This window comes from Thermus kawarayensis JCM 12314, from assembly GCF_055393575.1.
In genome coordinates this window covers 1,202,721-1,228,517 of sequence record NZ_AP043756.1, presented here as the reverse complement: position 1 = coordinate 1,228,517, position 25,797 = coordinate 1,202,721, and the positions used below count along the sequence as shown (strand labels likewise).

Here is a 25,797-nt window from a genome sequence, read left to right as displayed (position 1 = left end):
GGTCCAAGGAGCCTTCCAAGTACCCTGGATAAAGCGCCTGCGGTCCATACTTATTGGAAGCCAGGTTCGCCGAGCGTGCCCTGGTTCCGCCGGGCCTCGAGGAGGCGCTCAAAGAGGAAAAGGAGGAGGGCGAGGCCCAAGAGGTAGGGCCTCAGGGGAAGGGCCGCCCTGGCCCTTTCCGGAAGCTCCCCCGGGGAAAGGAGCCTGCCCCCGCTCCCCTCGGCCATGGCCCGGAGGAGGGCCTTCCCGTCCCGGGGCGTCCACTCCCCGGGAAGGGGGAGGGAGAGGGGGAGGCGGCGCTTCCCGTCCAGGAGAACGCCCGCCTCCTTAAGGCGGAGCTCGTACCGCAGGGGCCCCACGGGGAGGGGAGGCACCTCCTTCCCCCCGGAAAGCACCAAGGGGCGCTCCAGCCGCCCCAGGAGGACCACCCGCACCCCTCCCTCCTCGGGGTAGGCGTAGAGGGCCAGGCCCTGCCGGGCCCCCACCAGCCAACGGGCAAGCCCCCCGAGGAAGGCCGAAGCCGCCTCAAACTCCCGCCAGGAGCGGGAGAGGTCCGTGGCCAAGGCCGCCACCCTCCCCTCCCCCCGCTCCCCTAGGGCCAGGACGGCCCGCCCGCCACTCGTGAGGAGCACCTCAGCCCAGGGCTCGGCCCTGGCCGGGAGGAGGACGGAAAGGGGAGGGAAGCGGAAGCCCTCCGTGAGGGGGTGGGGCCTGGCCTCCACGGGGAACCGCCCTTCCAGGCCCTCCCCCCGGAAGACCTCCTGGCCCTCCCTCAGGAAGAGGCGGGGGAGCTCCCTGGGGGCAGAGGCCCGGTAAAACCGCCCCCCTCCCCTGCGGGCCAGCTCCTCCAGGAAGGGAAGGTCGGCGTCCGGCCCCAGGGCCAGGGCGCTCACCTCCACCCCGGAGGTCCGGGCCAGGTCCAGGATGGGCTCCTTGGCGTCGGCGATGAGGCCGTCGGTGAGGACCAGAACCGCCTTCCGCTCCCCCGGCACCCCCTGGAGGAGGCGGACCGCCTCCCGGAAGGCCCCCCCGAGGACCGTCCCGCCCCCCGCCCTTAAGGAGAGGAGGAGGCTTGCCACCTCCTTCTTGGCCTGCGCGGTCATGGGCCTCGGGGGAAAGAGGACCCGGTGGCCCGAGGAGAAGACCACCACCCCCAGGCGGTCCTCGGGGGCGGCGCTCTCCACCAAGGCCAAGGCCCCGGCCACCGCCAGGGAAAGCTTCTCCCCCGCCATGCTCCCCGAAACGTCCAGGACCAGGACCAAGGCCGCCCCCTTGCGGCCCAGGGGCTTCAAGGGGAGCTCCTCCGGCAAGGCCCGGTCCCACCCTCCGAAGAAGAGGCCCCTGGGGGTGGCGGTGAAGAGGAGGCCTCCCCCCCGGCGGAGGAAGTCCCTCAGGGCCTCGGGAGCGCCCTCCGGGAGGTCCAAAACCCCCACGCCCACGGCCACCAGGTCGGCCTCGAGGGGAAGCCTGAAACCCTCCTCCACCTGGAAGCCCTGGGCCTCGAGGTAGCGGGCGAGGGCCGGGTCGCCCAGCACCAGGGCCTTGGCCCGGTCGGCGGGGGACACCTCCACCCGGGCCTCGCTCCTTCCCCAAGGCCCCTCGGCCACCGCCCGCACCACCGCGCTCTCCGTGAGGGGAAAGGTGTAGGTGAGGACCTTCCGCCCCTCCACCCATAGGGCCTTCTCCAAAACCCCTCCCGGGCCCTCCACCCGCAGGCGGGCCTCCGCGGGGACGGGGGCCTCCAGCATCACCCCCACCCCCACGGTCTCCCCGTAGAGGGGGTAGGCCGGGGGAAGGAGGCTTAGGTCCACGTGGGCCTTGGGGGGCACGTAAAGGGCGTCCAGGGGAAAGGGCGGCGGGACGGGCTCCAGAAGCCCATCGGAGACCAGGACCACCCGGGCGGGGTTTAGCCGCCTGGCCTCGGCGAAGGCCGCCCTAAGGTCGGTTTTCTCCCCCAGGTCCAGCCTGCGGGCCCGGGGGGAGGGAAGCCTCTCCGCCCGCTCGGCGAAGGCCACATAGCTTCCCCCCGGGGGAAGCCTCTCCGCCAGGGCGAAGACGCCCTCCCTCGCCGAGGGGGAGAAGTCCAGGAGGTAGACCAGCCGCCCTTCCAGGGGCCACCTGGGGTCCAGGAAGGCCAGGAAGAGCAGGAGGAGAAGGGAGGCCCGCAGGAGCCCTAGGAGGCGGGGCATACCCCCATGCTACCCGGCCTTCAGTCCATCCAGTGCCCGAGCTTCTCCTTCTTGGCCTGGAGGTAGCGCTCGTTGTGGGGGTTGTCCCCGGCCCTCAAGGGGAGGCGCTCCACGATCTCAATGCCGAAGCCGGAAAGGGCCTTCACCTTGCGGGGGTTGTTGGTGAGGAGGCGCATCTTCCGCACCCCCAGGTCGTAGAGGATCTGGGCCCCCACCCCGTAGTCCCGGAGGTCCGGGGGAAAGCCCAGGGCCAGGTTGGCCTCCACCGTGTCCAGGCCCTGGTCCTGGAGGTGGTAGGCCCGGATCTTGTTCACGAGGCCGATCCCCCGCCCTTCCTGCCTCAGGTAGACCAAGACCCCCTTCCCCTCCTCGGCGATCCTCTGCAAGGCCAGGTCCCTCTGGAAGCCGCAGTCGCACCGCAGGGAGTGGAGGGCGTCTCCGGTGAGGCACTCGGAGTGCATGCGCACCAGCACGGGCTCCTCCGGCTTCCAGCTTCCCATGACCAAGGCGGCGTGCTCCTCCCCCGTGAGGGTGTCGCGGTAGCCCAGGATGCGGAACTCCCCGAAGCGGGTGGGGAGCAGGGCCTCGGCCTCCCGCCTCACGTAGAGGTCCCCCTTCTCCAGGCGGTAGCGGATGAGGTCGGCGATGGTGCCCACCTTGAGGCCGTGCCGCCCGGCGAAGGCCAGCAGGTCCGGCAGGCGGGCCATGGTGCCGTCCTCCTTGAGGACCTCAATGAGGCTCCCCACCGGGGTAAGCCCGGCCAGGCGCAGGAGGTCCACCGTGGCCTCGGTGTGGCCGGCGCGGCGCAAGACCCCACCGGGCCTCGCCACCAGGGGGAAGATGTGCCCGGGGCGGCGGAAGTCCTGGGCGGTGGCCTCGGGGTCGGCGAGAAGCCTGATGGTGGCCGCCCGCTCAAAGGCGGAGATCCCCGTGGTGGTGCCCCGGGCGTCCACGCTCACCGTGAAGCGGGTCCCCTGGGGGTCCTGGTTCCTTTCCACCATGAGGGGAAGGTCCAGGGCCTTGGCCCTCTCCTCGGTGAGGGCCACGCAGAGGAGGCCCCGGCACTCCTTGAGCATGAAGTTCACCCACTCCGGGGTCACGTGCTCCGCGGCCATGATGAGGTCGCCCTCGTTCTCCCGGTCCTCGTCGTCCACCAGGATCACCGGGCGACCCGCCCTAAGCTCTTCCAGGAGTTCCTTGACGCCGGCGATGCCTTCCATCACGCCCCCTTAAGAAGCCTTTCCAGGTAACGGGCGATGAGGTCCACCTCCAGGTTCACCCCATCCCCCACCCGAAGCCCCCCCAGATTGGTCACGGTGAGGGTATGGGGGATGAGGGTCACCCAAAACGCCTCCCCCGCAAGCCCCGCCACCGTGAGGGAGACCCCGTTCAAGGCCACGCTCCCCTTCTCGGCGATGTAGCGGGCAAGCCCCTTGGGGGGTAGGAAGAGGTAGTCCCTCGCCCCCGGGGCCTCGCGGACCTCCACGAGCTCCGCCACCCCGTCCACGTGCCCGGTGACGAAGTGCCCCCCCAGGCGGTCCCCCACCCTAAGGGCCCGCTCCAGGTTGGGGCGGTGCCCTACCCGCCAGGTGGGGGCGGTGCGGCGCAGGGTCTCCTGGGCCAGCTCCACCCAAAACCCCCCCTCCTCCACCGCCACCGCCGTGAGGCAGGCCCCGTCCACGGCCACGGAGTCCCCCACCCTAAGGTCCTCCAGCACCCTCCGGGCGGCGATGTAGACCCGGAGGAAGGGGCCTTCCTCCACCTTCAGGATCTCCCCGGTTTCCTCCACGAGTCCCGTGAACATCTAGTCCTCCAGGTAGGCCTCGAGCCAGAGGTCCTCCCCCAGCCACTCCCGGCGAGAAAGGCGAAGGCGCAGGGCCTCCGCCACCCGCTCCACCCCAAAGCCCTCCGCCAGGCCCCGCCCCTCCCCCAGGAGCCTGGGGGCGAGGAAGAGGGCGAACTTGTCCACCAGGCGCCTCTGCAGGAAGGCCCCGGTAAGCCTCGGCCCCCCCTCCAGGAGCACCCCGTCCACGCCCTCCTCCAGGAGGAAGGCGAGGGCCCTTTCCAGGTCCACCCGCCCCCCCTCCCGGGGCAGGGCCACCACCCGGGCCCCCGCCTCCTCCAGGGCCGAGACCCGCTCCCTCGGGGCCCCCTCCCCCACGAAGACCAGGACCCGGGGGGGCTCGCCCCTAGGGCCCCTTTGGAAGAGGCGGGCCGTGGGAGGGGTCCTGGCCTCGGTGTCCAGGACCACCTTCAGGGGGTCCCTGAGGGGCGGGGGCTCCACCATCCAGGGGAAGGGGCGGAAGTCGGGGTCGCGCACGGTGAGGGCGGGGTCATCCTTTAGGACCGTCCCCACCCCCACCACCACCGCCGGGAGCCACTGCCGGTAGGCGTGGGCCACCCGGCGGCTTGCCGCCGAGGAAATCCAGCGGGCGTCCCCGGAAAGGGTGGCCACCTTGCCGTCCAGGGTGAGGGCGGCCTTGAGGAGGACGAAGGGAAGGCCCTTCCTCCCCGCGGTGAAGAAGGCCTCGTTCTGGGCCCGGGCCTCCTCCTCCAGAAGCCCCCATTCCACCGCCACCCCCGCCCTCCTCAGGCGCTCCAGCCCCCCCTTGGCCACGGGGTTCTCCTCCCGGGCCGCCACCACCACCCGGGAAACCCCCGCCTCCAGGAGGGCGAGGGAGCAGGGCGGGGTGCGGCCAAAGTGGTCGCAGGGTTCCAGGGTGACGTAGGCCGTGCTCCCCCGGGCCTCCTCCCCCGCCTCCCGGAGGGCGAAGACCTCGGCGTGGGGCTCCCCCGCCTTGGGGTGGAACCCCTCGCCCACGATCCGGCCCTCCTTCACCAGGACCGCCCCCACCAGGGGGTTGGGGCTGGTGTGGCCCCGGGCGCGCTCGGCCAGCTGCAGGGCTCTTCGCAAAAAGCGCTCGTCCAGGTCGCGCAAATGGCCCTCCTTCTCCCATCCGGACTTTCACCGTCGGCCCCGGAATTCCACCGGGTCGGGCCCCAGGGGGGCTTCGCGGGCTTTCACCGCCGGTGGGGACTTCCACCCCGCCCCGAAGGAGGTGCTCGAGGCACCAGCCTCACTTTAGCAGGTCCGGGAGAGGAGGGATGTCCCTAGGCCACGCTTTTCGCCCATGGGCAAAGGAAGAGGGGCGCCCTGAGGCGCCCCTTCTGGTGGAGGTGGGGGGAGTTGAACCCCCGTCCGAAAGTCCCTACGGCGGGCTTCTACGCGCATAGTCCGCGTTTCAGGAGTCCTCCTGGCTTGGCCCGCGGACGGGCGGCCAGGAGCAAGCCCTCCTTAGATCTCGCCCGGGATTAGAGGGCGTGGCCCCGGGCCAGCCGGGTTTGTGTCCCCGCTTCCGGTGAGCCCCCGGCAGGGCTACCGGGCGGGGTCGCGGTCATTAAGCCGCGAGGGCGTAAGCAGGCTTGTTGGCCTTTGTGCTTTTGCGGGTTTTTACGAGGCCACCCGCACCTCGGCGCGCCGCCACGCCTTCGGCGACCCCCGTCGAGACCGTTCACCCCCATGGATGGGCCGGGTTCGGACCGGCAAGCTTTAGCGTACCAGACTAAAGGGGTTGTGGTCAAGGGGCCCTTGGGTGTAAACTGGCGACAGTGCTCCCAAGGGAGGGGGGTGGGTGGAAGCCCACCCTTCCTTTGTGAAGGGAGGTGGGGAGGTGCCCGTGGACCTTTGGCGGCTGGTGGAAGAGGCGGTGGAGCCCTTGGACCTCGAGGTCCTGGAGGTCCGGGAGGCTCCCGGGGAGGTCCTGGTGCGGCTGGAGCGCAAGGACGAGCGGCCCATCCGCGTGGCCGAGCTGGAAGCGGCGAGCCGCGCCATAGAGGCGGTCCTGGACCGGGAAGACCCCATTCCGGGAAGCTACCGCCTCCTGGTGGAGTCCCCGGGGCCCAAAAGACCCCTCTTCACCCGCCGCCACTTCCAGCGCTTCCAGGGCCTTAAGGCCAAGGTGCCGGGGCCCGGGGGGTTCGTGGGGCGCATCCTCCGGGTGGAGGGAGACGAGGTGGTCTTCCTGGTGGGAGAGGAGGAGAAGCGTCTTAAGATCGGCACCTTCCGCGCCAACCTCGCCGAGTGGCCCGAGGAGCCGAGATAGGAGGAGGGATGAACCGGGATTTCGTACAAGCCATGCAGCAGCTGGCCCTGGAACGGGGCGTGTCCACCGAGGAGATCCTCGAGGCCTTCAAGGAAGCCCTGCGCAAGGCCTACATAAAAAGACAAAAGGGGTACAAAAAGGAGGAGATAGACGCCGGCAGGGGGCCCGAGGTGGACGTCTACATTGACCCCCAGACGGGCCGCATTGAGATGGTGGAGGTCCGCCGGGTGGTGGAGAAGGTGGAGGACCCCGACAAGGAGATCTCCCTGGCCGAGGCCCTGGAGTACGACCCCGAGGTCCAGGTGGGGGACGAGATGGAGTTCCCCATTGACCCCGAGGGCCTCTCCCGCATGGCCATCCAGGACCTGCGGCAGATCCTCACCCAGCGCCTCAAGGAGTCGGAGCGCAACCGCATCTACAACGAGTACAAGGACAAGGAGGGCCAGGTCCTCACCGGGGTGGTGACCCGGGTGGACAACCGGGGGAACGTCTTCGTGGACCTGGGCCGGGGGGAGGCCTACCTGCCCAAAAGCGAGCAGATCCCCACCGAGCGCTACTACCCCGGCCAGCGCCTCAAGGTCTACCTCAGGAAGGTGGACCGCTCCGCCAAGGGCCCCTCCCTCATCGTGAGCCGGGCCCACGAGGAGCTCCTGAAGCACCTCCTCAAGCAGGAGGTGCCCGAGATCGCCGAGGGCATCGTGGAGATCAAGGCCGTGGCCCGGGAGCCGGGGCGGCGGAGCAAGGTGGCGGTCACGAGCCACAACCCCAACGTGGACCCCATCGGGGCCTGCATCGGCCACAAGGGGCAAAGGATCCAGGCGGTCTCCGCCGAGCTCGGCCGGGAGAAGGTGGACATCATCCTCTGGTCCAAGGACCCCAAGGAGTTCATCAAAAACGCCCTCTCCCCCGCCCAGGTGGGCTCCATTGAGCTGGACCCCGAGGCCAAGAAGGCCAGGGTGAAGGTCACCAAGGACCAGCACTCCCTGGCCATCGGCACCGGCGGCCAGAACGTTCGCCTGGCCTCCAAGCTCACCGGCTACGACATCCACTTTGAGGAGGCGGAGATCTCCGACCTGGACGAGGCCATCCGCAAGGCCGCCCAGGAGGAGGCGGAGGCCTCGAGCCGGGCCAAGGAAGAGTTTGAGAAGCTCTTCCGAGACCTCTCCTAGCCATGAAGCACGTCCCCTGGCGCATGTGCGTGGCCTGCCGACGAAGGCGGCCCAAGGGGGAGCTTCTTCGCATCCTGCTCACGGAAACCGGGTTCCGGCTGGACCCAAGCGGCAAGCTCCCGGGCCGGGGGGCCTACGTCTGCCCCGACAACCCGGAGTGCTGGACGGAAAAAAAGCTCCGGCGCTTCGCCGGAAGCCGGGCCAAGGCGCTTTCCGAAGCCCTTGTGGCCCAGTTAGGAGGTAAGGATGGCCAAAATACGCATCTACCAGCTGGCTAAAGAGCTGGGCATGACCAACGAGGAGCTTTTGGAGCTCCTGGACCAGATGGGGGTACCCTACAAGTCCCACGCCTCCACCCTCACCGAGGAGGACGCCCAGGCGGTGCGGGAGCTGGTCAAGGAGCAACGGGGACTCCAGGAGAAGCTCGCCGAGGAAGAGCGCCGGAAGAGCCTTCCCCGGCGCCCTCCCGTGGTGGTCATCATGGGCCACGTGGACCACGGGAAGACCACCCTCCTGGACTACCTGCGCAAAAGCCGCATCGCCGAAAAGGAGGCGGGGGGGATCACCCAGCACGTGGGGGCCTTTGAGGTGAAGACCCCCGGGGGCACCGTGGTGTTCATCGACACCCCGGGGCACGAGGCCTTCACCACCATAAGGCAGCGGGGGGCGAGGGTAGCGGACATCGCCGTCATCGTCATCGCCGCCGACGACGGCGTCATGCCCCAGACGGACGAGGCCATCGCCCACGCCAAGGCGGCCGGGGCCAAAATCGTCTTCGCCCTCAACAAGATGGACCTGCCCCAGGCCGACCCCGAGAAGGTGAAGCGCCAGCTCATGGAGCGGGGCTTCGTGCCCGAGGAGTACGGCGGGGACGCCATCGTGGTGCCCATCAGCGCCAAGACGGGCCAGGGGGTGCAGGACCTTTTGGAGATGATCCTCCTCTTGGCCGAGCTGGAGGACTACCGGGCCGACCCCAACGCCGAGCCCCGGGGGGTGATCCTGGAGTCCAAGCTGGACAAGCAGGCCGGGGTCATCGCCAACATGCTGGTGCAGGAAGGGACCTTCCGCGTGGGGGACTACGTGGTGGCGGGGGAGGTCTTCGGACGGATCCGGGCCATGCTGGACGCCGACGGCCACCAGCGCAAGGAGGCGGGCCCGGGAAGCGCGGTGCAGGTCCTGGGCTTTCAGGAGCTTCCCCACGCCGGGGACGTGGTGGAGTGGGTGCCGGACCTGGAGGCCGCCAAGGAGATCGCCGAGGAGCGCAGAGAGGAGAGGCGGGCCAAGGAGGAGGCGGAAAAGGAGCGCCGCCCCAAGACCATGGCCGACCTCCTCAGGGCCATGCAGGAGGAGGGGAAGAAGGAGGTCCACCTCATCCTCCGGGCCGACACCCAGGGCTCCCTCGAGGCCATCCAGCACATCCTGGCCCGGGAGAGCACCGAGGACGTGAGGATCCACGTGCTCCTGGCCCAGGTGGGCGCCCCCACCGAGTCGGACGTCCTCCTGGCCCAGACGGCGGGGGCCGCCATCCTGGCCTTCGGGGTTAACCCCCCGGGCGCGGTGAAGAAGAAGGCCGAGGAAAAGGGGGTGCTCCTCAAGACCTTCCGCATCATCTACGACCTCATCGACGAGGTCCGGAGCATGGTGAAGGGGCAGAAGGAGCCCCAGTACAAGGAGGAGGTCCTGGGCCGGGCCGAGGTGCGGGCCGTCTTCCGCCTGCCCACGGGCAGGCAGGTGGCGGGGTGCATGGTCCTCCAGGGCCGGATTCCCCGGAGCGCCGAGGTGCGGGTGCTGCGCAAGGGGCAGGAGGTCTGGAAGGGCCGCATCGGAAGCCTCAAGCGCTTCAAGGAGGACGTGCGGGAGGTGGCCCAGGGGTACGAGTGCGGCCTGGGCCTCGAGGGCTTTGACGACTTCCAGGAAGGGGACATCATAGAGGCCTTCCAGCTGGTGGAGGTGCCCGCCTAGGGGGAAGGGTGCTTCGGGGAAGCGCGGCGCTCCTATGGGCTCTGGCCCTCCTCCTCCAGGGGGTGTCCCTTCCCTCTCCCCGGGTCAAGGAGGAGGCGGGCCTGGCCCCAGGGGGTGTGGCGGTGGTCCTCAAGGAGGACCGCGCGCCCCCCCTCCCCTTCCCCCCTCTGCCCGCCAGGGCGGAAAGGGGCCTGGGCCAGGCCCCAAGGGCCCAGGCCACCGCCCCCTACCCCCCTCCCGCCCCCGCCCCCAGGAGGCCCCTCTACCTCCTCTTCCGCCGCCTGCAGCTGGAGGGAGGCTAAGGGCGGGGTCCTGGGCTTTTAGGCAGACGGCACGAAGGCACCATGGGCCAAGCGGGCTGACCTCCTTCCCGCTTGCGCCGATACGGAAAGGAGTTGGTTATGGACCGCAAGTGGACCACAGGACTTTTCCTCCTCGCCCTTTTCCTGGGGGCCTTGCTCCTGGTCTGGAAGCCGTGGGCCCCCCAGGAGCCCAAGATCAAGCTCGGGTTGGACCTCAAGGGGGGGTTGCGCATCCTCCTCGAGGCCGACGTGGAAAACCCCACCCCGGACGACCTGGAAAAGGCCCGGGCCGTCCTGGAAAACCGCATCAACGCCCTGGGGGTGGCCGAACCCCTCATCCAGATCCAGGGGCAAAAGCGCATCGCGGTGGAGCTCCCCGGCCTCTCCCAGGCGGACCAGGACCGGGCCCTCAAGCTCATCGGCCAGCGGGCGGTGCTGGAGTTCCGCATCCTCAAGGACGGGGCCACCGGCACCACCGTGGCCCAGATCAACCAGGCTCTAAGGGAAAACCCCCGCCTGAAGCGGGAGGACCTGGAAAAGGACCTCATCAAGCCGGAAGACCTCGGCCCTCCCCTTCTTACGGGGGCGGACCTAGCCGACGCCCGGGCGGTCTTTGACCAGTTCGGCCGCCCCCAGGTCTCCCTCACCTTCACCCCGGAGGGGGCCAAGAAGTTTGAGGAGGTCACCCGGGCCAACGTGGGCAAGCGGCTCGCCATCGTTTTGGACGGCAAGGTCTACACCGCCCCCGTGATCCGCCAGGCCATCACCGGGGGGCAGGCGGTCATAGAGGGGCTTTCCGGCCTGGAAGAGGCCAGCGAGATCGCCCTCGTCCTCCGTTCGGGCGCCCTGCCCGTCCCCCTCAAGGTGGCGGAGATCCGGGCCATCGGCCCCACCCTGGGCCAGGACGCCATCCAGGCGGGGATCCGCTCCGCCCTCATCGGTACCCTGGCCATCTTCTTCCTCATCTTCGCCTACTACGGCCTCCACCTGGGGCTCGTGGCCTCCCTGGGCCTCCTCTATACCTCGGCCCTCATCCTGGGCCTCCTCTCGGGCCTCGGGGCCACCCTGACCCTCCCGGGCATCGCCGGCCTCGTGCTCACCCTGGGGGCGGCGGTGGACGGAAACGTCCTCTCCTTTGAGCGCATCAAGGAGGAGCTCAGGGCCGGGAAGAAGCTCCGCCAGGCCATCCCCGAGGGCTTCCGGCACTCCACCCTCACCATCCTGGACGTGAACATCGCCCACCTCCTGGCGGCCGCCGCCCTCTACCAGTACGCCACCGGCCCCGTGCGGGGCTTCGCTGTCATTCTGGCCATCGGGGTGGTGGCCAGCGTCTTCTCCAACCTGGTCTTCAGCCGCTACCTCCTGGAGCGCCAGGCGGACCGGGGGGAGATCCGCCCTCCCATGTGGCTGGTGGACCCCCGCTTCAACTTCATGGGCCCCGCCCGGTACGTCACCGTGGCCACCCTCCTCCTGGCGGTCCTGGCGGCGGGGGCCGTCCTCAGCAAGGGCTTCAACTACTCCATTGACTTCACCGGAGGCACCGCCCTCACCCTCAGGGTGGGTCCCGAGGTGAAGGTGGACACCCTCCGGCGCTTCCTGGAGGAAAAGGGCTTCCCCGCCAAGGAAGCGGTGATCACCGAGGTCCAGGCCCCCACCGCCTCGGCCAAGGAGTTCTCGGTCAAGCTACCCCCGCTTCCCGACGAAAAGCGCTTGGAGCTGGAGCGGCTCTTCTCCTCGGAGCTCAAGGCCCTGGTCCTCACCTCGGAGACCGTGGGGCCCGCCATCGGCTCGGAGCTCAGGCAAAACGCCCTCATGGCCGTTCTGGTGGGGCTCGGGCTCATCCTCATCTACGTGGCCTTCCGCTTTGACTGGACCTTCGGGGTGGCCAGCATCTTGGCCGTGGCCCACGACGTGGCCATCGTGGCCGGGATGTACAGCCTCCTGGGCCTGGAGTTCTCCATACCCACCATCGCCGCCCTCCTCACCATCGTGGGCTACTCCATCAACGACTCCATCGTGGTCTCGGACCGCATCCGGGAGAACCAGAAACTCCTCCGGCACCTGCCCTACGCCGAGCTCGTCAACCGCTCCATCAACCAGACCCTCTCCCGCACGGTGATGACGAGCCTCACCACCCTCCTCCCCATCCTCGCCCTCCTCTTCCTGGGGGGAAGCGTTCTCCGGGACTTCGCCCTGGCCATCTTTGTGGGCATCTTCGTGGGAACCTACAGCTCCATCTACGTGGTGAGCGCCCTGGTGGTCTTCTGGAAGCAGATGCAAAAGCAACGGGGCCAGAAGGCCGCTTAAGGCCCCGGCGCGGCCCAGGGAGCTTACGGCCCGGGGCGGAGGCCGAGCTCCTCCAGGGCCTTTTGGTGCAGGCGAAGCCCCTCCTCGTAGACGGGCGTGCCTTTAAGGCGCAGGAGGGCCTTCTCGTCCAAGGGGTCCAGGCGCATGGCCAGAAGCCAGTCCCCGGGGTGGGGGCTACGGAGCAGAGCCCGCCGCCGCTCCTCCAGCCAGGCCCGGGCCTCCTCCTCCAAAAAAGGGTGGTCCAGGCCCGCATAAGGAGGCGCCAGGGGCGCCCCGGGGTCGCAAAGGTCCAGGTAGAGCTCGGGCGCCTCCCGGGAAAGCCCGTAGGGACGGGCGCGGAGGAAGTAGGGGGCCACCCCCTTGGGGCGGCCAGGCTCCAGGGCGCTCACCACCTCCCACCAGAGGACGCGAAACTCCCCCGGGGTAACGCCCAGGGCCTCGAGGAGGTCCTCCTTCTCCCAGTCCCTGGCGGTAAGGAGGGCCAGGAGGAGCCGGGCCTTCTCCCGCCGGAAGCGGACGGGCCGCCCCTCCACCCTGACGGAAAACCCCCCCAGGGCCCGGATTTCCACCCGCACCCCCGGGTGGTAGGGCACGGCAAGCCGGCCCAGGCGCCACAGGGCCCGGCGCACCCTGGAAAGCGGGGGCGCCAAGAGGGTACGCCCCGCCAGGAAGGGGTAGCGGACCAGGAGCCCTTCCCAACCATCGGCGAAGGGATAGGCCTGGGCCACCTCCTGCAAGAAGGGGTCTAGGACCGCCAAGGGGGGTAGGGGGAAGCTCTCCCCCCGCCTGAGCCAGGCCAGGGCCACCACCAGGGTCAGGAAGCCCTCCACCCAGAGGTCTCCCGCCCCCCGGGCCAGGCGCACCATCTCCCCATAGGCCTCCCGGTCCCCCAAAGCGGCCAGGCCCCCCAGGGCCTCCACCTGGAGCCGGGCGGGCCCCCCCTCGGCCAAGGCCAAGGCCGCCCGGTAAGCGGCCTCCGCCTCCTGCAAGCGGCCCAGAGTCAAAAGGGCGTGCCCCCGGCGGGCCTCCGCCAGGCTCACGCCAAAGGGGCTACCCAGGACCTCGGCCTCAAAGCGTCCCCTTTCCGCCCAGCGCAAGCCCTCCTCGGCGTCCCCGGCCACGCACTCCAGGAGGGCCCGGAGGAGGCTCCCTTCCCGGTGGTTCTGCGGAGGACGGTGGAGGCCGGGATCCTTCACCCCCTGGAGGAAGGCTAAGGCCTCCCCGGGCCTTCCCTGGCGTAAGAGAACCCGGGGGCCCGCTAGGCCCAGGGCCCTGGCCTCCTGGAACCGGCCCTCGTTGAGGAGGTTCTCCGCAAGAAGGGGCTCGGCCTCCCGGGGAAAGCGCCGCAGGGCCTCCTCCAAATAGGGTCTGGCCCGGGCCGGTTCCACCGTGTCCAGGAAAAGCCGCACCAGACCCAGGTAGGCCCGGCCCTCCCCGGCCTCCAGGGCCTTGTGGTAGGCGGCCTCGGCCTCCTGGTATCTCCCGGCTTGGCGCAGGGCCTCGGCCTCCAGGAGAAGGAGCCCCCTCCTCCCCTGCCGCACGCCCGAGGGAAGGTGGGCGATGAGGCGCAACACGGTGTAGGTGAGGCCCCGTTCCAGCCAGGCCTGCCCCTCCCTCAGGAGGAGGTCGGCGGCGTGGCCGAAGCGGCCCGCCTCCAGCAGAAACTCCGCCGCCCGCACCCCCTCCCCCCGGAGGAGCGCCCCTTGGGCGGCCTCCGCCAACAGAGCCCGGGTCTCCGCTTCCGGCAGGAGGGCCTTGAGGGCGCTCCGCACCAAGGGGTGGAAGGCGAACCTTCCTTCCCGCCTTTCCAAGAGAAGGTCCTCGGCGTAGGGAAGGAGGTCCTGGGCCTCCTCCTCCGCCACCTCGCCCAGGAGGGCCAGCCGGGCCGCGCGCCCCAAAAGCCCCTCGGGGAGGCCGTACGCCAGATAGGCCAGAAGCCCTTCCCCGCTTTCCAAGGCCAGCTCGGGCCTAAGCCCCCGGCGCATGGCCAGAAGGACCACCCGGAGGCCCAAAGGCCAGCCCCGCACCAGGGAAAGGGCCCTCTCCACCTCAAAGGCGGGTACCTCGGGGGCCAAGGCCTTGGCCAGGGCGCAGGCCTCCTCCGGGTCAAAGGCCAGCTCCTTTTCGGAAAACACCGTGAGGAAGGCGAAGGGGGCAGCCCTGCGGGAAAGCAAGAGGAGGCGCAAGGAGGGGAGGCGCAAAAGCCCCTGCAACACCCGCACCACCCCGGGGCTCTCCGCCCGGTGGGCCTCGTCCAGGACCAGGTAGTGGGCCCCCAGGGGGGCCAGGGCCTCGAGGAGGACCTCCAGGGCGTGGGGCCAGGCCCCCGCTTCCAAAAGGCCCGCCGCCTCCTCCAGGGGGGCCCGGCCCCGGTAGGCGGCCAGGAGGTGCCAGAGGAACACGGCAGGGTCCTTGGCCTCCTCGGCCAGGGCCACGTAAACCCCGGGAAGCTCGGCGGCCAGGCTGGTCTTCCCGTACCCTGCCCCCGCCGCCAGGACCACCCCCGGGCTTCTGCCAAAGGCCTCCTCCAGAAGGCGCAAGGGCCGCAGGCGGCGCACCTCGCGGGCGGTACGGGGGGGAAGGAGCCGGGAATGGGGGACGGGGTAGGGCACCGTCCCCATTATCCTCCGAAGGAAGGGCCCCTGTCCGTGTAACGGGCGTGTAACACCCCCCCTCTACCCTGAGGGCAGATGTTCGTGCGGAGCCTAGGGGTTTACCTGCCCGAGGGACGGATGACGGCGGAGGAGGTGGCGGCCCTTTCCGGCCTTCCCCCGGAGGTGGTGCGGGAGAAGCTGGGCATCCTGGAGAAACCCACCCCCGGCCCCGAGGACCACCCGGCGGAGATGGCCGCCCGGGCTGCAAGGGAAGCCCTGGCGAAGGCAGACCTCCCGGGGGAAGCGGTGGACTGGGTGCTCTCCATGGTGGAGGAGCACAAGGACTACCCCGTCTGGGCCACCGCCCCCTACCTGGCCCTTAGGGTAGGGGCGTCCCGGGCCAGGGGTATGGACCTGAACCAGAAGTGCGCCTCCTTCCTGGGGGCCCTGGAGGTGGCCCGGGGGCTCTTCGCCACCCGGAAGGAGGTGGGGGTGGCCCTGGTGGCGGGCGGCTACCGCAACGGCGACCTGGTGGACTACCAGGACCCCCACGCCCGCTTCCTCTACGACCTGGCCGCAGGCGGGGCCGCCGCCCTCCTCACCCGGGAAGGCCCGGGCCTTAGGCTCATGGGCCTCGCCCACCGTATGGACCCTACCTTGGCCCTCTCGGTCAAGGTCCCCGTGGGGGGGACCCGGGAACCCCTCACCGCAGAGACCCTCTCCCGGTACCGCCTGCGGGTGGAAGACCCCGAGGGGATGAAAAAGAGGCTTGACGCCACCTCCATCCCGAGCTTCCTGGAGGTCATCCGGGAGGCCCTGGAGGAGGCGGGCTACACCGAGGCCGACCTGGACTACCTGGCCCTCCTCCACATGAAGCGCTCCGCCCACCGGGCGGTGCTGGCCGGGCTCGGCCTCTCCGAGGCCCAGTCCATCTACCTGGAGCGCTTTGGGCACCTCGGACAGCTGGACCCCATCCTCTCCCTGAAGCTCGCCTGGGAGGCGGGAAAGCTCAGGGATGGGAGCCTGGTGGCCCTAGCCGCCGCCGGGGTCGGGTACTTTTACGGGGCCGCCGTTTTGCGCCTGGAAGGAGGGCTTTATGCTTGACCCCAACTGGCTGGGAAGGCTCGCCGCCTACCACCCCGAGCGCCCGGCGGTGTGGTTCCGCGGGGCCTGGATCTCCTACGGCGCCCTCTACCGCAGGGCCAGGAAGGCGGCCGGGCTCCTCCAAGGCCTGGGGGTGACCAAGGGGGACCGGGTGGGCCTAATGGCCTGGAACCACCCCGCTTACCTGGACCTCCTCTTCGCCGGGCCCCTTTTGGGCCACGTCCTCACCCCCTTCAACCACCGCCTAAGTCTCCCCGAGCTCAAGGCCCTCCACGCCTACGCCGAGCCCAAGGTCCTCTTCTACGGGGAGGGGTTCCAAGGGGTGGCCCAGGCCCTGGACCCAAGGGCGCTTCCCCTCGAGGCCCTCCTGGAAGGGGAGGAGGCCGGGGAAGAGGTGCGGGTGGACCTGGAGGACCCCGCCCTCCTCCTCTTCACCGGGGGCACCACGGGCCTGCCCAAGGGGGCCCTCCTCCCCTATCGGCAGCTTCTGGTGAACGCCGTAGAGACCGTCTTCGCCTGGGGGCTCTCCCGGGAGGACCGGTACATCCTCGCCACCCCCATGTTCCACGCCGCCCTGAACGCCCTGGCCACCCCCCTCCTCTACCTGGGGGCCCAGGTGGTGGTGGAGGAGCGCTTCCGCCCCGAGGAGTACCTGGAACTCCTCCGCCTCCACCGGCCCACCGTCCTCTTCCTGGTGCCCACCATGTACCAGATGCTCCTGGAGGCGGAGGGCTTCGCCGGGGCCGACCTCTCCTCCGTCCGCTTCGCCATCTCCGGCGGCGCCCCCTGCCCCGCCCCCGTGCGGGAGGCCTTCCGGAGCAAGGGCGTCCGCTTCAAGCAGGGCTACGGCCTCACGGAGTGCGGGGTAAACTGCTTCACCTTGGAACTGGAGGAGGCCGAGGGCTACCCGGAAAGCGTGGGCCGGCCCATGCCCCACCTCCGGGCCCGCCTGGTGAGGGAGGACGGGAAGGAGGCGGGGGTGGGAGAGGCCGGGGAGCTTTGGCTTTCGGGGAGCGTGGTGATGAAGGGCTACTTCCGCCGCCCGGAGGAGAACGAGAAGGCCTTCGTCTGGGACGGGGAAAGGCTTTGGCTCAAGACCGGGGACCTGGCCTACCGGGACGAGGAGGGGCGCTACTACATCGTGGGCCGCAGAAAGGAGATGTTCATCTCCGGCGGGGAGAACGTCTATCCCGTGGAGATAGAGCGGGCCCTCTACGACCATCCGGCGGTGAAAGAGGCGGCGGTGGTGGGGGTCCCCGACCCCAGGTGGGGGGAGGTGGGGGCGGCCTTCGTGGTGGTCAAGGCCCCCGTCTCCCCCGAGGAGCTCAAGGCCTTCCTCAAGGCGAGGCTCGCCGGGTACAAGGTGCCCAAGCACCTGATCTTCCTGGAGGAGCTCCCCAAGACGGGGCCGGGCAAGGTGAAGAAGGAGGCCTTGAAGAGGCTTTGGGAGGAACGGTATGGCCAAGCTTAGGTACCGCCTGGAAGGGGAAGGCCCCCCCGTGGTTCTTCTGAACGGGATCTTCCAGCGCCTCGATAGCTGGGACCCCGTCCTCCCCCACCTCAAGGGGTTCACCCTCCTCCGCTACGACATGCGGGGCCAGGGGGAAAGCGAGGCCCCGGAAGGCCCCTACCCTCCCCGGGCCCACGCAGAGGACCTCCTCGCCCTCTTGGACGAGACCAAGCTTTCCCGGCCTGCCCTGGTGAGCCTTTCCAACGGGGGCGTGGTGGCCATGGAAGCGGCCCTCCTGGCCCCGGAGCGCTTCGCCGCCCTGGTGCTCTGCTGCACCACCCCCTACCTGGACGTCGCCCTCCGGGCCAAGGTGGAAAGCTGGCTCCACGCCCTGAAGTCTGGGGGCACAAAGCTGCGCCTCCGGGTGGCCCTCCCCTGGGTTTTCGGCAGGAGCTTCCTGGAAGCCCACCCCGAGCTTCTCGCCGAGGAGGGGCTAAGGGGCCTCGCCGCCCAGGCCCCCACGAAAACCGCCCAGGAAAGGCTCCTCCTGGGCTTCCTCACCCTGGAGGACCTCAGGCCGCGCCTCAAGGCCCTCGCCCTCCCCGCCCTGGTCCTTTACGGGGAGGAGGACCTCCTCTTCCCCAAGGCCTACGCCCTGGACCTGGCCGAGGCCCTAAGGGCGAGGCTTGAGGCCCTCCCCGCAGGGCACGCCGCCCCCATAGAGGCCCCCCTCGCCTTCGCCCGGGCCGTCTGCGCCTTTCTGGAGGAGGTTTATGCTTAGGTATCTGGAAGCGGGAAGCGGTACGCCCGTGGTGCTCGTTCACGGCAACTTCGCCTGCAAGGAGTGGTGGCGGGGCCTCCTCGAGGCCCCGCCCCCAGGCGCTCGGCTCCTGGCCCCGGACCTCCCTGGCTTCGGGGAAAGCCCCGCCCCAGAGGGCTTCCTCCCCTCCATCCCCGCCTACGCCCAGGCCCTCCGGGACTTCCTGCGGGAGGTTGGGGCCGAGGAAGCCGTTCTCGCGGGCCACTCCCTTGGGGGTGCGGTGGCCATGGAGGCGGCGACCGAAAGGACAAGGGGGCTTCTCCTCATCAACTCCGCCCCACCCACGGGCCTCGTCACCCCCGAGGCCTACTACCCTATCCTGGAATCCTACCGGGAAGACCGCGAAGCCCTGGAGAAGGCCCTCGCCGCCATGGCCCCCACCCAAAGGCCCCCGTGGTTCTCCGAGCTCGTGGACTGCGCCCAGAGGATGCATCCCGCCCACTACCAGGGGAACGCCCGGGCCCTCGCCCTCTGGCGGGCAAGCCGGGCCTACGGGGGGCCGGTCCTCGTCCTCCACGGCGCCCTGGACCCCCTGATCTCCCGGGAGATGGCCGTGGCCACCGCCGCCTTCTTCCCCAGGGGAAGGCTTCGGGTCCTGGAAGGGGTGGGCCACTCCGTGAACCTGGAGAACCCCGGCCTCCTCAAGGATGTCCTGGAGGGATTCCTCAAGGAGGTGGGCGCATGAGGTTCCAGGTCGGAGACAAAGCCAGCTACACCCAGACCCTCTCCGAGGCCCACGTGGCCCTCTTCGTGGGGGCGGTGGGGGACACCAACCCCCTCCACGTGGACGAGGCCTACGCCCGGAAAAGCCGCTTCGGCGGCCGCATCGCCCACGGGATCCTGGTGGCCGGGCTCATCTCCACGGTGATCGGCACCCGGCTCCCCGGGGTGGGGGCCATCTACCTCTCCCAAACCCTCCGCTTCCTCAAGCCCACCCACCTGGGGGACACCGTCACCGCCACCGCCATCGTTAAGGCGGTGCGGGAACGGGAAAAGGGAGGCTACGTACTCACCCTGGACACCTTCTGCGAAAACCAGAGGGGCGAAAGGGTCCTGGAGGGGGAAGCGGTGGTGCTCTACGAGGAACCTGAGGGCCTAGCGCCCTAGGGAAGAAAGGAGGAAAGGTATGCACAGGGTTGTAAGCGTTCTTGGGATTCTCGCCTTGGGCCTGGCGTGGGCGCAAACGCCCCTCAAGGTAGGGGTCATCCTCCCCCTCTCGGGGGCCTCGGCGGTGGCGGGAAAGGCCGCCCTAAACGGCATCCAGCTCGCCGCTGAGGAGGCGAATGCGGGTGGCAAGGTGCGCCTGGAGCTGGTGGTGGCGGACGACGGCACCGACCCCGCCAAGGCCGTGCCCGCCTTCACCAAGCTCATGACCGTGGACAAGGTGGACCTCGTCATCGGCGGCCTGGCCAGCAGCGTCACCTTCGCCCTTTCCGGCCCGGTGAAGCAGTACGGGCCCCTCTTCCTGGCCATCGGCGCCGCCTCTTCCGTGGTGGAGCAAGCCTTTGAGGGCTACCCCCTCTTCTTCCACTACCACCCCTGGGACTACCACAACGTGGCCGCCGCCCTGCAGTTCTTCCAATACCTGCACCAAGAGCTCGGGGCCAAGAGGGTGGCCATCCTCTACGAGGACGGCCCCTTCGGCTCGGCGGGGATCGGGGTCTACAGGCAGCAGCTGGAGAAGCTGGGCTACCAGGTGCAGGCCGAGCCCTACAAGGCGGGAAGCGGCCAGTTCACCCCCATCCTGACCCGCTTCCGCACCTTCCAGCCCGACATCCTCTACTGGATCGGCTACGATGTGGACGCCCTACCCATCGCCACCCAAACCCGCCAGGTGGGCCTGAGGCCCAAGCTCATCTACGGAGCCCCGCCTTCTTGGCCGGTGGGCTTTGAGAAGAACCCCCTCTCCCAGGACGTGGCCGGGATGACCGCCTGGCTGCCCACCGTGTCCAACACCGAGTCCCGCCGCTTCGTGGAGGCTTACCGCAAAAAGTACGGGGAGGGGACCGAGGAGTATATGGCCCCCATGGGCTACGTCATCGTCAAGAGCCTGGCTTTGGCCGCGGAGCGAGCGGGAAGCGCCGATAAGAACCGCATCGCCGAGGCCCTGGCGGGGCTGCGCTTCAACACCCCCTTTGGACCCCTGAGCTTCAAGCCCTCCGACACGGGCAAAACCCGGTACCAGGGGTTTGGCCCGGAGATCTGGTTCCAGTTCCAGTACATTCAGGGAACCCGGAGGCCGGTCTTCCCTAAGAACAAGGCCAGCGTGCCCCTTCGCTACCCCGGGGAGTACTACCTGCGCTAGAGGACCCAGCCCAGGGAAAGGACCATGGAGCTTCTTCTGCAAACCTTCCTGAACGGCGTGCTCATGGCGGGGATCTACGCCTTGGTGGCCACCGGCCTCGCCCTCTCCCTGGGGGTGGTGGGCATCGTCAACTTCGCCCACGGGGAGTTCTTGATGCTCGGGGCCTACCTTTCCTACCTCCTTTTCGCCTTCCGCAGCGTGGATCCCCTTCTCTCCCTGGGCCTCGCCTTCCTGGCCGCCTTCCTTGTGGGCGCACTGACCTACCGCGGCCTGATCCGCCCGGTGCTAAGGGCCCCCGAGCTCAACCAGATGCTCCTCACCTTCGGAGTATCCATCCTGTTGCAAAACCTGGCCCTCCTCCTCTTCGGAGCGGACACCCGGGTGGTGGCCCCTCCCTACCAGGCGGCCACCCTCGCCCTGGGCCCCTTCTTCCTGGGGGCGGTGCCCTTGGGAGCTTTCCTGCTCTCCCTCGCCTTGCTCCTCCTCCTGCAGGCCTTTCTCACCCGAAGCCGCCTGGGCCTCGCGGTGCGGGCGGTGGCCCAAAACCGCCTGGCCCCGGGGCTTTTGGGGATAGAGGCCGAAGGGGTCTACCTCCTGGCCTTCGGCCTTTCCGCGGCCCTGGCCGGAGTGGCAGGGGTGATGCTCTCGGTGATGCTCTACGCCAGCCCCACGGTGGGCTTCCTCTTCACCCTCAAGTCCTTCGCCATCGTGGCCCTGGCGGGGCTCGGGAACCTGAAGGGGGTGATCCCCGCCGCTTTGGTCTTGGCCCTGGCCGAGGCCCTGGTGAGCACCTACCTGCCCGGGGGTGGAGGATGGGTTGAGGCCGTCTTCTTCCTGGTCCTCTTCCTGGCCCTGGTGGGGCGGGCCTGGAGGGAAGCATGAGGGCGGCGGGTTTCTTTCTCCTTCTTTTCGCCCTTCTCCCCGTGCTCCCCTTGGGGGACTGGCGGGCCTTTCTCCTGGACGTGGGGCTCTTTGTCCTCCTCTTCACCGCCTTGGCCCTCTCCTGGGACCTGGTGGCCCGCACCGGGCAGCTCTCCCTGGCCCACGGGGCCTTCTTCGGCCTGGGGGCCTACGGCACGGGCCTCCTTCTCCCCCACGTGGGAACCCTCCCCGCCTTGGCCCTCGGAGCCCTCCTCGCCGGGCTTGCCGCCTTGGTCCTGGGCTCCGTCACCCTGAGGCTCCACGGCCTCTACTTCGCCATCGCCAGCCTGGCCTTCAGCGAGGTTCTCCGCACCCTAGCCCTGAAGCTCCCCTTCACCGGGGGCCCCATCGGCCTGCCCGTGCCCCCGCCCTTCGGGGGCGGCTGGCCTCTCGCCAGCTACTACCTGGCCTTCGCCGTCCTCACCCTGGCGGTGGCCGTAAGCCTTTGGGCCGAGGGGAGCCCCTTCCGTCTGGCCCAGGCGGCCTGCCGGCAGTCGGAGGCGGTGGCCCGGGTGCTGGGGGTGAGGGTGGTGCGGGTGAAGCTCCTCTCCCTCCTCCTCGGGAGCCTGGTGGCGGGGTTTTCGGGAGGGGTCTACGCCATGAAGGCCCTCTTCCTGAACCCCTACGAGGCCTTCAGCCTGGCCCGGGCGGTGGAGGCTTTGGTCATCCCCATCTTTGGCGGGCTTTACTCCACCTTAGGGCCCCTTTTGGGCGGGGTGGTCTTGGTGGGGCTGGAACAGGCTTTAAGGCTTTGGATCCGGGAGGGCTACCTGGTGGTCTACGGGGCCCTTCTCGTCCTGGCCATCCTTTTCCTGCCCCGGGGGCTCCTTGGGCTTTGGGGGAGGCGCCGTGGGTAGGGTCCTCGAGGTCCTGGAGATCGGCAAGCGCTTCTTAGGCCTCCAAGCCCTCAAGGGGGTAAGCCTCCACCTGGAGGAGGGGGAGATCCTGGGGGTCATCGGCCCCAACGGAGCGGGCAAGAGCACGCTTCTCAACGTGATCTCCGGCCTCCTCCGCCCCGACTCCGGAAGGGTTCTCCTCCTCGGGCGGGACGTGACCCCTCTCCCTCCCGAGGCCCGCACCCACCTGGGCCTAGGCCGGGCCTTTCAGATCGTGCAGCCCCTGCCCGAGCTCACGGTGCGGGAGAACCTCCTGGTGGGGGCCCTCTTCGGCAAGCCAGAGGTTTCCAGGAGGGAGGCGGAGGCCTGGGTGGACAAGGTGCTGGACCTCACCGGCCTGGCCGCCAAGGCCGAGGCCCTGGCGGGGGAGCTTACCCTTCTTGAGGACAAGCGCTTAGAGCTCGCCCGGGCCCTGGCCACGAGGCCCAAGGTCCTCCTCCTGGACGAGGTCATGGCGGGACTGAGGCCCAAGGAGGCCCAGGAAGCGGTGGCCCTTATCCGGCGGATCCGGGAAAGCGGGGTCTCCATCCTCTTCATTGAGCACCTGATGCCCGTGGTCAAAGCCCTGGCCCACCGGGTGGTGGTCCTGGACTACGGGGAGAAGATCGCCGAGGGCCCCTACGAGGAGGTGGCCCGGGAGGAGCGGGTGCGGGAGGCCTATTTGGGGAGGCGGGCATGAGGCTTAAGGTGGAAGCCCTGGAAACTGGCTACGGCAAGGCCCAGGTCCTCTTTGGGGTGGGCTTGGAGGTGGAGGAAGGGGAGCTGGTGGCCCTTCTGGGGGCCAACGGCGCCGGCAAAACCACCTTGCTCCGGGCCGTCTCCGGCCTCCTCCGCCCCTGGCGGGGCGGTGTCTTCCTGGACGGGCGTGGCCTCCAGGGCCTCTCCCCGGCAAGAAGGGCCCGCCTAGGCCTCGGCCATGTGCCCGAGGGAAGGCAGCTCTTCCCCCTCATGACCGTGGAGGAGAACCTGAGGCTCGGGGCCGCCTTCCTCGCACCCGGGCGGGAGAGGGAAGGGTACGAACGGGTCTACGCCCTTTTTCCCCGGCTTTACGAGCGCAGGCGGCAGCTCGCGGGGACGCTCTCCGGCGGGGAGCAGCAGATGCTCGCCATCGGCCGGGCCCTCATGGGCTTTCCTAGGATCCTCCTCGTGGACGAGCCCTCCTTGGGGCTTTCCCCTAGGCTTGCCGAGGAGGTGCTCCTGGCCCTAAGGGAGGTGGCCCGGGGAGGGGTGGGGATTCTTTTGGTGGAGCAGAACGTGGCCCTCTCCCTGGAGGTGGCGGAGAGGGCCTACGTCTTGGAGCACGGGCGGGTGGTCCTGGAAGGCCCCGCCCAGTCCCTGCGCCAAGACCCGAAGGTGCATGAGGCGTACCTTAACCTGTAGGAGGTTTGTATGGGAGCGCTTTCAGGAAGGACGGCCTTGGTCACCGGCGCAGGAAGCGGCATCGGCCTGGCCATCGCGAGGGCCTTCGCCCGGGAGGGGGCTAAAGTCCTGGTCCACGACGTGCGGGACGCCACCTGGCTCGCCGAGGAGCTTTCCGGGGTCTACCTCCGGGCGGACCTCAAGAACCCCGAAGAGGTGGAGGCCCTGGGGAAGGAGGCGGCGGCCATGGGCGTGGACGTCCTGGTGAACAACGCCGGCTTCCAGCACATCGCCCCCGTGGAGGCCTTTCCCCTGGAGACCTGGCAAAAGATGCTCCAGGTGATGCTCACCGCCCCCTTCCAGCTCACCAAGGCCCTCCTTCCCGGGATGAAGGAAAGGGGCTGGGGGCGGATCCTGAACATCGCCAGCATCCACGCCCTGGTGGCAAGCCCCTTTAAGAGCGCCTACATCTCGGCCAAGCACGGCCTCCTGGGCCTCACCCGGGCGGTGGCCCTCGAGGCCGGACCCTACGGGGTCACGGTGAACGCCATCGCCCCCGCCTACGTCCGCACCCCCCTGGTGGAGGGCCAGATCCAGGACCAGGCCAGAACCCTGGGCATCCCCCCGGAGGAGGTGGCGGAGAAGGTCTTCCTGGCCCAGGCGGCCATCAAGCGCCTCATAGAGCCCGAGGAGGTGGCCGCGCTCGCCCTCTTCCTGGCCTCGGAGGAGGCCAGCGCCATCACCGGGGCGGTCTTCCCCATAGACCTGGGCTGGACGGCCCGCTGACCGCTCGTAGGGGCACCCCTTCCGCCCGCGCCCAGGCCTCCCACTCCTGGGCGGTGTGCTCCCCAAAGCGCCCAAGGAGCCTCCCGTAGGCAGGGTTTCCTTCCCGGGCCGGGGTGAAGGCCGCCATCAGGAGCTCGGGAAGCCCCGCCCTTTCGCAGAAGCGGGCCCAGAGATGGGGCTCCAGGGCCGCGAGGGCCACCTCCCCCTCCCTCGCCCGGTAGACCCCGTAGCAGAGGACCGAGCCGTCCAGAAAGGGGAGGGGTGGGTAGGCGATGGACTTCACCGCCTCGGCCAAGGCCACCTCGTAGACCCCACCCCCCAAAAGGAGCCCCTTGAGGGCGGTGAGGGCCAGGGCATAGGCCCCTGCCAGGTCGGCGAACTGGAAAGATTTCCAGGGAAAGCGGCCAAGAAGCCCCGCCTCTGCCAAATAAGTGAGGTCGTGCCCGGGGTCGGGGGTGTCCCGGTAGCCCCGGAGGCGGAGGTAGACCAGGCGGGGGTTGGCCTCGAGGAGGACCCCAGGGCCCAGGCCAAGGCGCTCCATGACCCCAGGGCGGTTGGACTCCAGAAGCACCGCGCTCTCCCGCACCAGGCCCAAAAAGACCTCCCTCTCCTCGGGGCGCTTCAGGTCCAGGCGGAGGACCTCCTTGCCCCCGTTCAGGAAGCGGTAGGCCTCGGGGGCGAGGGCCTCCAGGGGATCCCCCCCTGGGGGCTCCACCTTGAGGACGGGAAAGCCCATCTCCCACAGAAGCTTCCCCGCCAGTGGCCCGGGCAAAAGCCGGGTAAGGTCCAACACCCTACCGGGGGGCCATGCGGAGGGCGCCATCCAGCCGGATCACCTCCCCGTTCAGCATGGGGTTCTCCAGGACGTGAAGGACCAAGGCGGCGTACTCCTCCGGGCGTCCCAGGCGCCTTGGGAAGGGTACCTGGGAGGCCAGGCTCTCCTTGGCCTTCCCGGGAAGGCCCTGCAGGAGGGGGGTGTCAAAAAGGCCCGGGGCGAGGGCCACCACCCGGATCCCCCACTCGGCGAGCTCCCGGGCAGCGGGGAGGGTGAGGGCCACCACGCCTCCCTTGCTCGCCGCGTAGGCCGCCTGGCCCACCTGCCCCTCAAAGGCGGCCACGCTGGCCGTATTCACGATCACCCCTCTCTGGCCCTCCGGGTCCTGGGGGTTTTCCCGCATGGCCCAGGCGGCGAGGCGCAAGACGTTGAAGGTACCCAGGAGGTTCACCTCCAAGATCCGCCGGAAGCTTTCCAGGTCGTGGGGGCCTTCCCGGCCCAGGATCTTCCGGGCGAGGCCGATCCCGGCGGCGTTCACCACGGCGAAGAGGGGCGCCTCCTCCTGGGCCCTCGCCACCGCCCGCCTCACGTCCTCCTCCCGGGTCACGTCCCCTTCCGCGTAGATCAGGTTTTCCTCCCCCCGCCTGAGGTCCAGGACCACCACCCGGTAGCCCTTTTCCCTAAGGGCCAAGGCCGCCGCCCGCCCAAGCCCCGAGGCCCCTCCCGTCACCAAGGCGCTCCGCTCCATCGTCCCC

Annotated in this window: 24 protein-coding genes, 1 other RNA gene, 1 pseudogene and 1 riboswitch; of the genes and pseudogenes, 18 read left to right on the top strand and 8 right to left on the bottom strand. The window is 69.5% G+C overall.

Annotated elements, in window-relative coordinates:
- Nucleotides 1-50: 50 nt before the first annotated feature.
- The 5 genes from ACZ5RK_RS06880 to ssrA form a co-directional block, all read right to left on the bottom strand.
- Complete coding sequence (locus ACZ5RK_RS06880) at nucleotides 51-2,189, bottom strand: vWA domain-containing protein (protein WP_464908556.1); 2,139 nt, start codon at nucleotides 2,187-2,189, stop codon at nucleotides 51-53.
- Nucleotides 2,190-2,209: 20 nt separating this feature from the next.
- On the bottom strand, nucleotides 2,210-3,409 hold the full coding sequence (locus ACZ5RK_RS06875; protein WP_464908555.1) for a bifunctional 3,4-dihydroxy-2-butanone-4-phosphate synthase/GTP cyclohydrolase II: 1,200 nt from the start codon (nucleotides 3,407-3,409) through the stop codon (nucleotides 2,210-2,212).
- The gene (locus ACZ5RK_RS06870; protein WP_464908554.1) at nucleotides 3,409-3,993 is read right to left on the bottom strand and encodes a riboflavin synthase; all 585 of its coding nucleotides are present in this window, start codon (nucleotides 3,991-3,993) and stop codon (nucleotides 3,409-3,411) included. Before ACZ5RK_RS06870 ends, ACZ5RK_RS06875 begins: the two co-directional genes overlap by 1 nt.
- Nucleotides 3,994-5,127, bottom strand: a complete 1,134-nt coding sequence (gene ribD, locus ACZ5RK_RS06865) for a bifunctional diaminohydroxyphosphoribosylaminopyrimidine deaminase/5-amino-6-(5-phosphoribosylamino)uracil reductase RibD (RefSeq protein ID WP_464908553.1) — start codon at nucleotides 5,125-5,127, stop codon at nucleotides 3,994-3,996. It abuts the gene before it with no gap.
- Between the two features lie 3 nt (nucleotides 5,128-5,130).
- Nucleotides 5,131-5,251, bottom strand: a riboswitch (FMN riboswitch).
- A 107-nt stretch (nucleotides 5,252-5,358) separates the two neighbouring features.
- Nucleotides 5,359-5,709, bottom strand: a transfer-messenger RNA (tmRNA) gene (ssrA, locus tag ACZ5RK_RS06860).
- Between the two features lie 157 nt (nucleotides 5,710-5,866).
- Here ssrA and rimP point away from each other — a divergent pair.
- The 6 genes from rimP (at nucleotide 5,867) to secD (ending at nucleotide 12,032) form a co-directional block, all read left to right on the top strand.
- Nucleotides 5,867-6,292, top strand: coding sequence for a ribosome maturation factor RimP (gene rimP, locus ACZ5RK_RS06855; RefSeq protein WP_464910066.1), 426 nt, complete (start codon nucleotides 5,867-5,869; stop codon nucleotides 6,290-6,292).
- A gap of 8 nt (nucleotides 6,293-6,300) precedes the next feature.
- Nucleotides 6,301-7,461 (top strand): transcription termination factor NusA, encoded by a 1,161-nt coding sequence (nusA, locus tag ACZ5RK_RS06850; protein ID WP_054647518.1) that lies wholly within the window; start codon nucleotides 6,301-6,303, stop codon nucleotides 7,459-7,461.
- Nucleotides 7,462-7,463: 2 nt separating this feature from the next.
- Nucleotides 7,464-7,739 carry a YlxR family protein gene (locus ACZ5RK_RS06845; RefSeq protein WP_464908552.1) on the top strand — a complete coding sequence of 92 codons (276 nt, stop codon included), beginning with the start codon at nucleotides 7,464-7,466 and terminating at the stop codon, nucleotides 7,737-7,739.
- Entirely contained in the window at nucleotides 7,708-9,423 is a 1,716-nt protein-coding gene (infB, locus tag ACZ5RK_RS06840) for a translation initiation factor IF-2 (protein ID WP_464908551.1), read from the top strand. The genes ACZ5RK_RS06845 and infB overlap by 32 nt, the downstream gene beginning before the upstream one ends.
- Nucleotides 9,424-9,431: 8 nt before the next feature.
- Entirely contained in the window at nucleotides 9,432-9,725 is a 294-nt protein-coding gene (locus ACZ5RK_RS06835; RefSeq protein ID WP_464908550.1) for a hypothetical protein, read from the top strand.
- A gap of 99 nt (nucleotides 9,726-9,824) precedes the next feature.
- Nucleotides 9,825-12,032 carry a protein translocase subunit SecD gene (gene secD, locus ACZ5RK_RS06830; RefSeq protein WP_464908549.1) on the top strand — a complete coding sequence of 736 codons (2,208 nt, stop codon included), beginning with the start codon at nucleotides 9,825-9,827 and terminating at the stop codon, nucleotides 12,030-12,032.
- Nucleotides 12,033-12,055: 23 nt separating this feature from the next.
- Here secD and ACZ5RK_RS06825 read toward each other — a convergent pair whose 3' ends face one another.
- Nucleotides 12,056-14,653: a hypothetical protein gene (locus tag ACZ5RK_RS06825; protein ID WP_464908548.1), complete on the bottom strand. Its 2,598-nt coding sequence runs from the start codon at nucleotides 14,651-14,653 to the stop codon at nucleotides 12,056-12,058.
- Between the two features lie 69 nt (nucleotides 14,654-14,722).
- Here ACZ5RK_RS06825 and ACZ5RK_RS06820 point away from each other — a divergent pair, with 69 nt between their 5' ends.
- The 12 genes and pseudogenes from ACZ5RK_RS06820 (at nucleotide 14,723) to ACZ5RK_RS06765 (ending at nucleotide 24,267) form a co-directional block, all read left to right on the top strand.
- Nucleotides 14,723-15,730 carry a 3-oxoacyl-ACP synthase gene (locus ACZ5RK_RS06820; protein WP_464908547.1) on the top strand — a complete coding sequence of 336 codons (1,008 nt, stop codon included), beginning with the start codon at nucleotides 14,723-14,725 and terminating at the stop codon, nucleotides 15,728-15,730.
- On the top strand, nucleotides 15,723-17,201 hold the full coding sequence (locus tag ACZ5RK_RS06815; RefSeq protein WP_464908546.1) for a class I adenylate-forming enzyme family protein: 1,479 nt from the start codon (nucleotides 15,723-15,725) through the stop codon (nucleotides 17,199-17,201). Before ACZ5RK_RS06820 ends, ACZ5RK_RS06815 begins: the two co-directional genes overlap by 8 nt.
- On the top strand, nucleotides 17,188-17,961 hold the full coding sequence (locus ACZ5RK_RS06810; RefSeq protein WP_464908545.1) for an alpha/beta fold hydrolase: 774 nt from the start codon (nucleotides 17,188-17,190) through the stop codon (nucleotides 17,959-17,961). The genes ACZ5RK_RS06815 and ACZ5RK_RS06810 overlap by 14 nt, the downstream gene beginning before the upstream one ends.
- The gene (locus ACZ5RK_RS06805) at nucleotides 17,954-18,685 is read left to right on the top strand and encodes an alpha/beta fold hydrolase (protein WP_464908544.1); all 732 of its coding nucleotides are present in this window, start codon (nucleotides 17,954-17,956) and stop codon (nucleotides 18,683-18,685) included. The genes ACZ5RK_RS06810 and ACZ5RK_RS06805 overlap by 8 nt, the downstream gene beginning before the upstream one ends.
- Nucleotides 18,682-19,107: a MaoC family dehydratase gene (locus ACZ5RK_RS06800; protein ID WP_464908543.1), complete on the top strand. Its 426-nt coding sequence runs from the start codon at nucleotides 18,682-18,684 to the stop codon at nucleotides 19,105-19,107. Before ACZ5RK_RS06805 ends, ACZ5RK_RS06800 begins: the two co-directional genes overlap by 4 nt.
- Nucleotides 19,108-19,126: 19 nt before the next feature.
- A complete protein-coding gene (locus ACZ5RK_RS06795; protein ID WP_054647157.1) occupies nucleotides 19,127-20,305 on the top strand; it encodes an ABC transporter substrate-binding protein in 1,179 nt (392 codons plus the stop codon).
- A 24-nt stretch (nucleotides 20,306-20,329) separates the two neighbouring features.
- On the top strand, nucleotides 20,330-21,187 hold the full coding sequence (locus ACZ5RK_RS06790; protein WP_464908542.1) for a branched-chain amino acid ABC transporter permease: 858 nt from the start codon (nucleotides 20,330-20,332) through the stop codon (nucleotides 21,185-21,187).
- Nucleotides 21,184-22,083: a branched-chain amino acid ABC transporter permease gene (locus ACZ5RK_RS06785; protein ID WP_464908541.1), complete on the top strand. Its 900-nt coding sequence runs from the start codon at nucleotides 21,184-21,186 to the stop codon at nucleotides 22,081-22,083. Before ACZ5RK_RS06790 ends, ACZ5RK_RS06785 begins: the two co-directional genes overlap by 4 nt.
- Nucleotides 22,084-22,144: 61 nt before the next feature.
- Nucleotides 22,145-22,516 (top strand): annotated as a pseudogene (locus tag ACZ5RK_RS06780) (ATP-binding cassette domain-containing protein); the annotation flags it as partial.
- Nucleotides 22,517-22,573: 57 nt separating this feature from the next.
- Complete coding sequence (locus tag ACZ5RK_RS06775) at nucleotides 22,574-22,801, top strand: ABC transporter ATP-binding protein C-terminal domain-containing protein (RefSeq protein ID WP_464910065.1); 228 nt, start codon at nucleotides 22,574-22,576, stop codon at nucleotides 22,799-22,801.
- The gene (locus ACZ5RK_RS06770; protein WP_054647156.1) at nucleotides 22,798-23,502 is read left to right on the top strand and encodes an ABC transporter ATP-binding protein; all 705 of its coding nucleotides are present in this window, start codon (nucleotides 22,798-22,800) and stop codon (nucleotides 23,500-23,502) included. Before ACZ5RK_RS06775 ends, ACZ5RK_RS06770 begins: the two co-directional genes overlap by 4 nt.
- Nucleotides 23,503-23,511: 9 nt before the next feature.
- Nucleotides 23,512-24,267 carry a 3-hydroxybutyrate dehydrogenase gene (locus ACZ5RK_RS06765; RefSeq protein ID WP_054647155.1) on the top strand — a complete coding sequence of 252 codons (756 nt, stop codon included), beginning with the start codon at nucleotides 23,512-23,514 and terminating at the stop codon, nucleotides 24,265-24,267.
- Here the strand turns inward: ACZ5RK_RS06765 and ACZ5RK_RS06760 are convergent.
- Both ACZ5RK_RS06760 and ACZ5RK_RS06755 read right to left on the bottom strand, forming a co-directional pair.
- On the bottom strand, nucleotides 24,221-25,090 hold the full coding sequence (locus ACZ5RK_RS06760) for a CoA transferase (RefSeq protein ID WP_464908540.1): 870 nt from the start codon (nucleotides 25,088-25,090) through the stop codon (nucleotides 24,221-24,223). The two genes, ACZ5RK_RS06765 and ACZ5RK_RS06760, sit on opposite strands and share 47 nt — an antisense overlap.
- Nucleotides 25,062-25,790, bottom strand: a complete 729-nt coding sequence (locus tag ACZ5RK_RS06755) for a 3-hydroxyacyl-CoA dehydrogenase (protein WP_464908539.1) — start codon at nucleotides 25,788-25,790, stop codon at nucleotides 25,062-25,064. Before ACZ5RK_RS06755 ends, ACZ5RK_RS06760 begins: the two co-directional genes overlap by 29 nt.
- Between the last annotated feature and the right edge of the window lie 7 nt (nucleotides 25,791-25,797).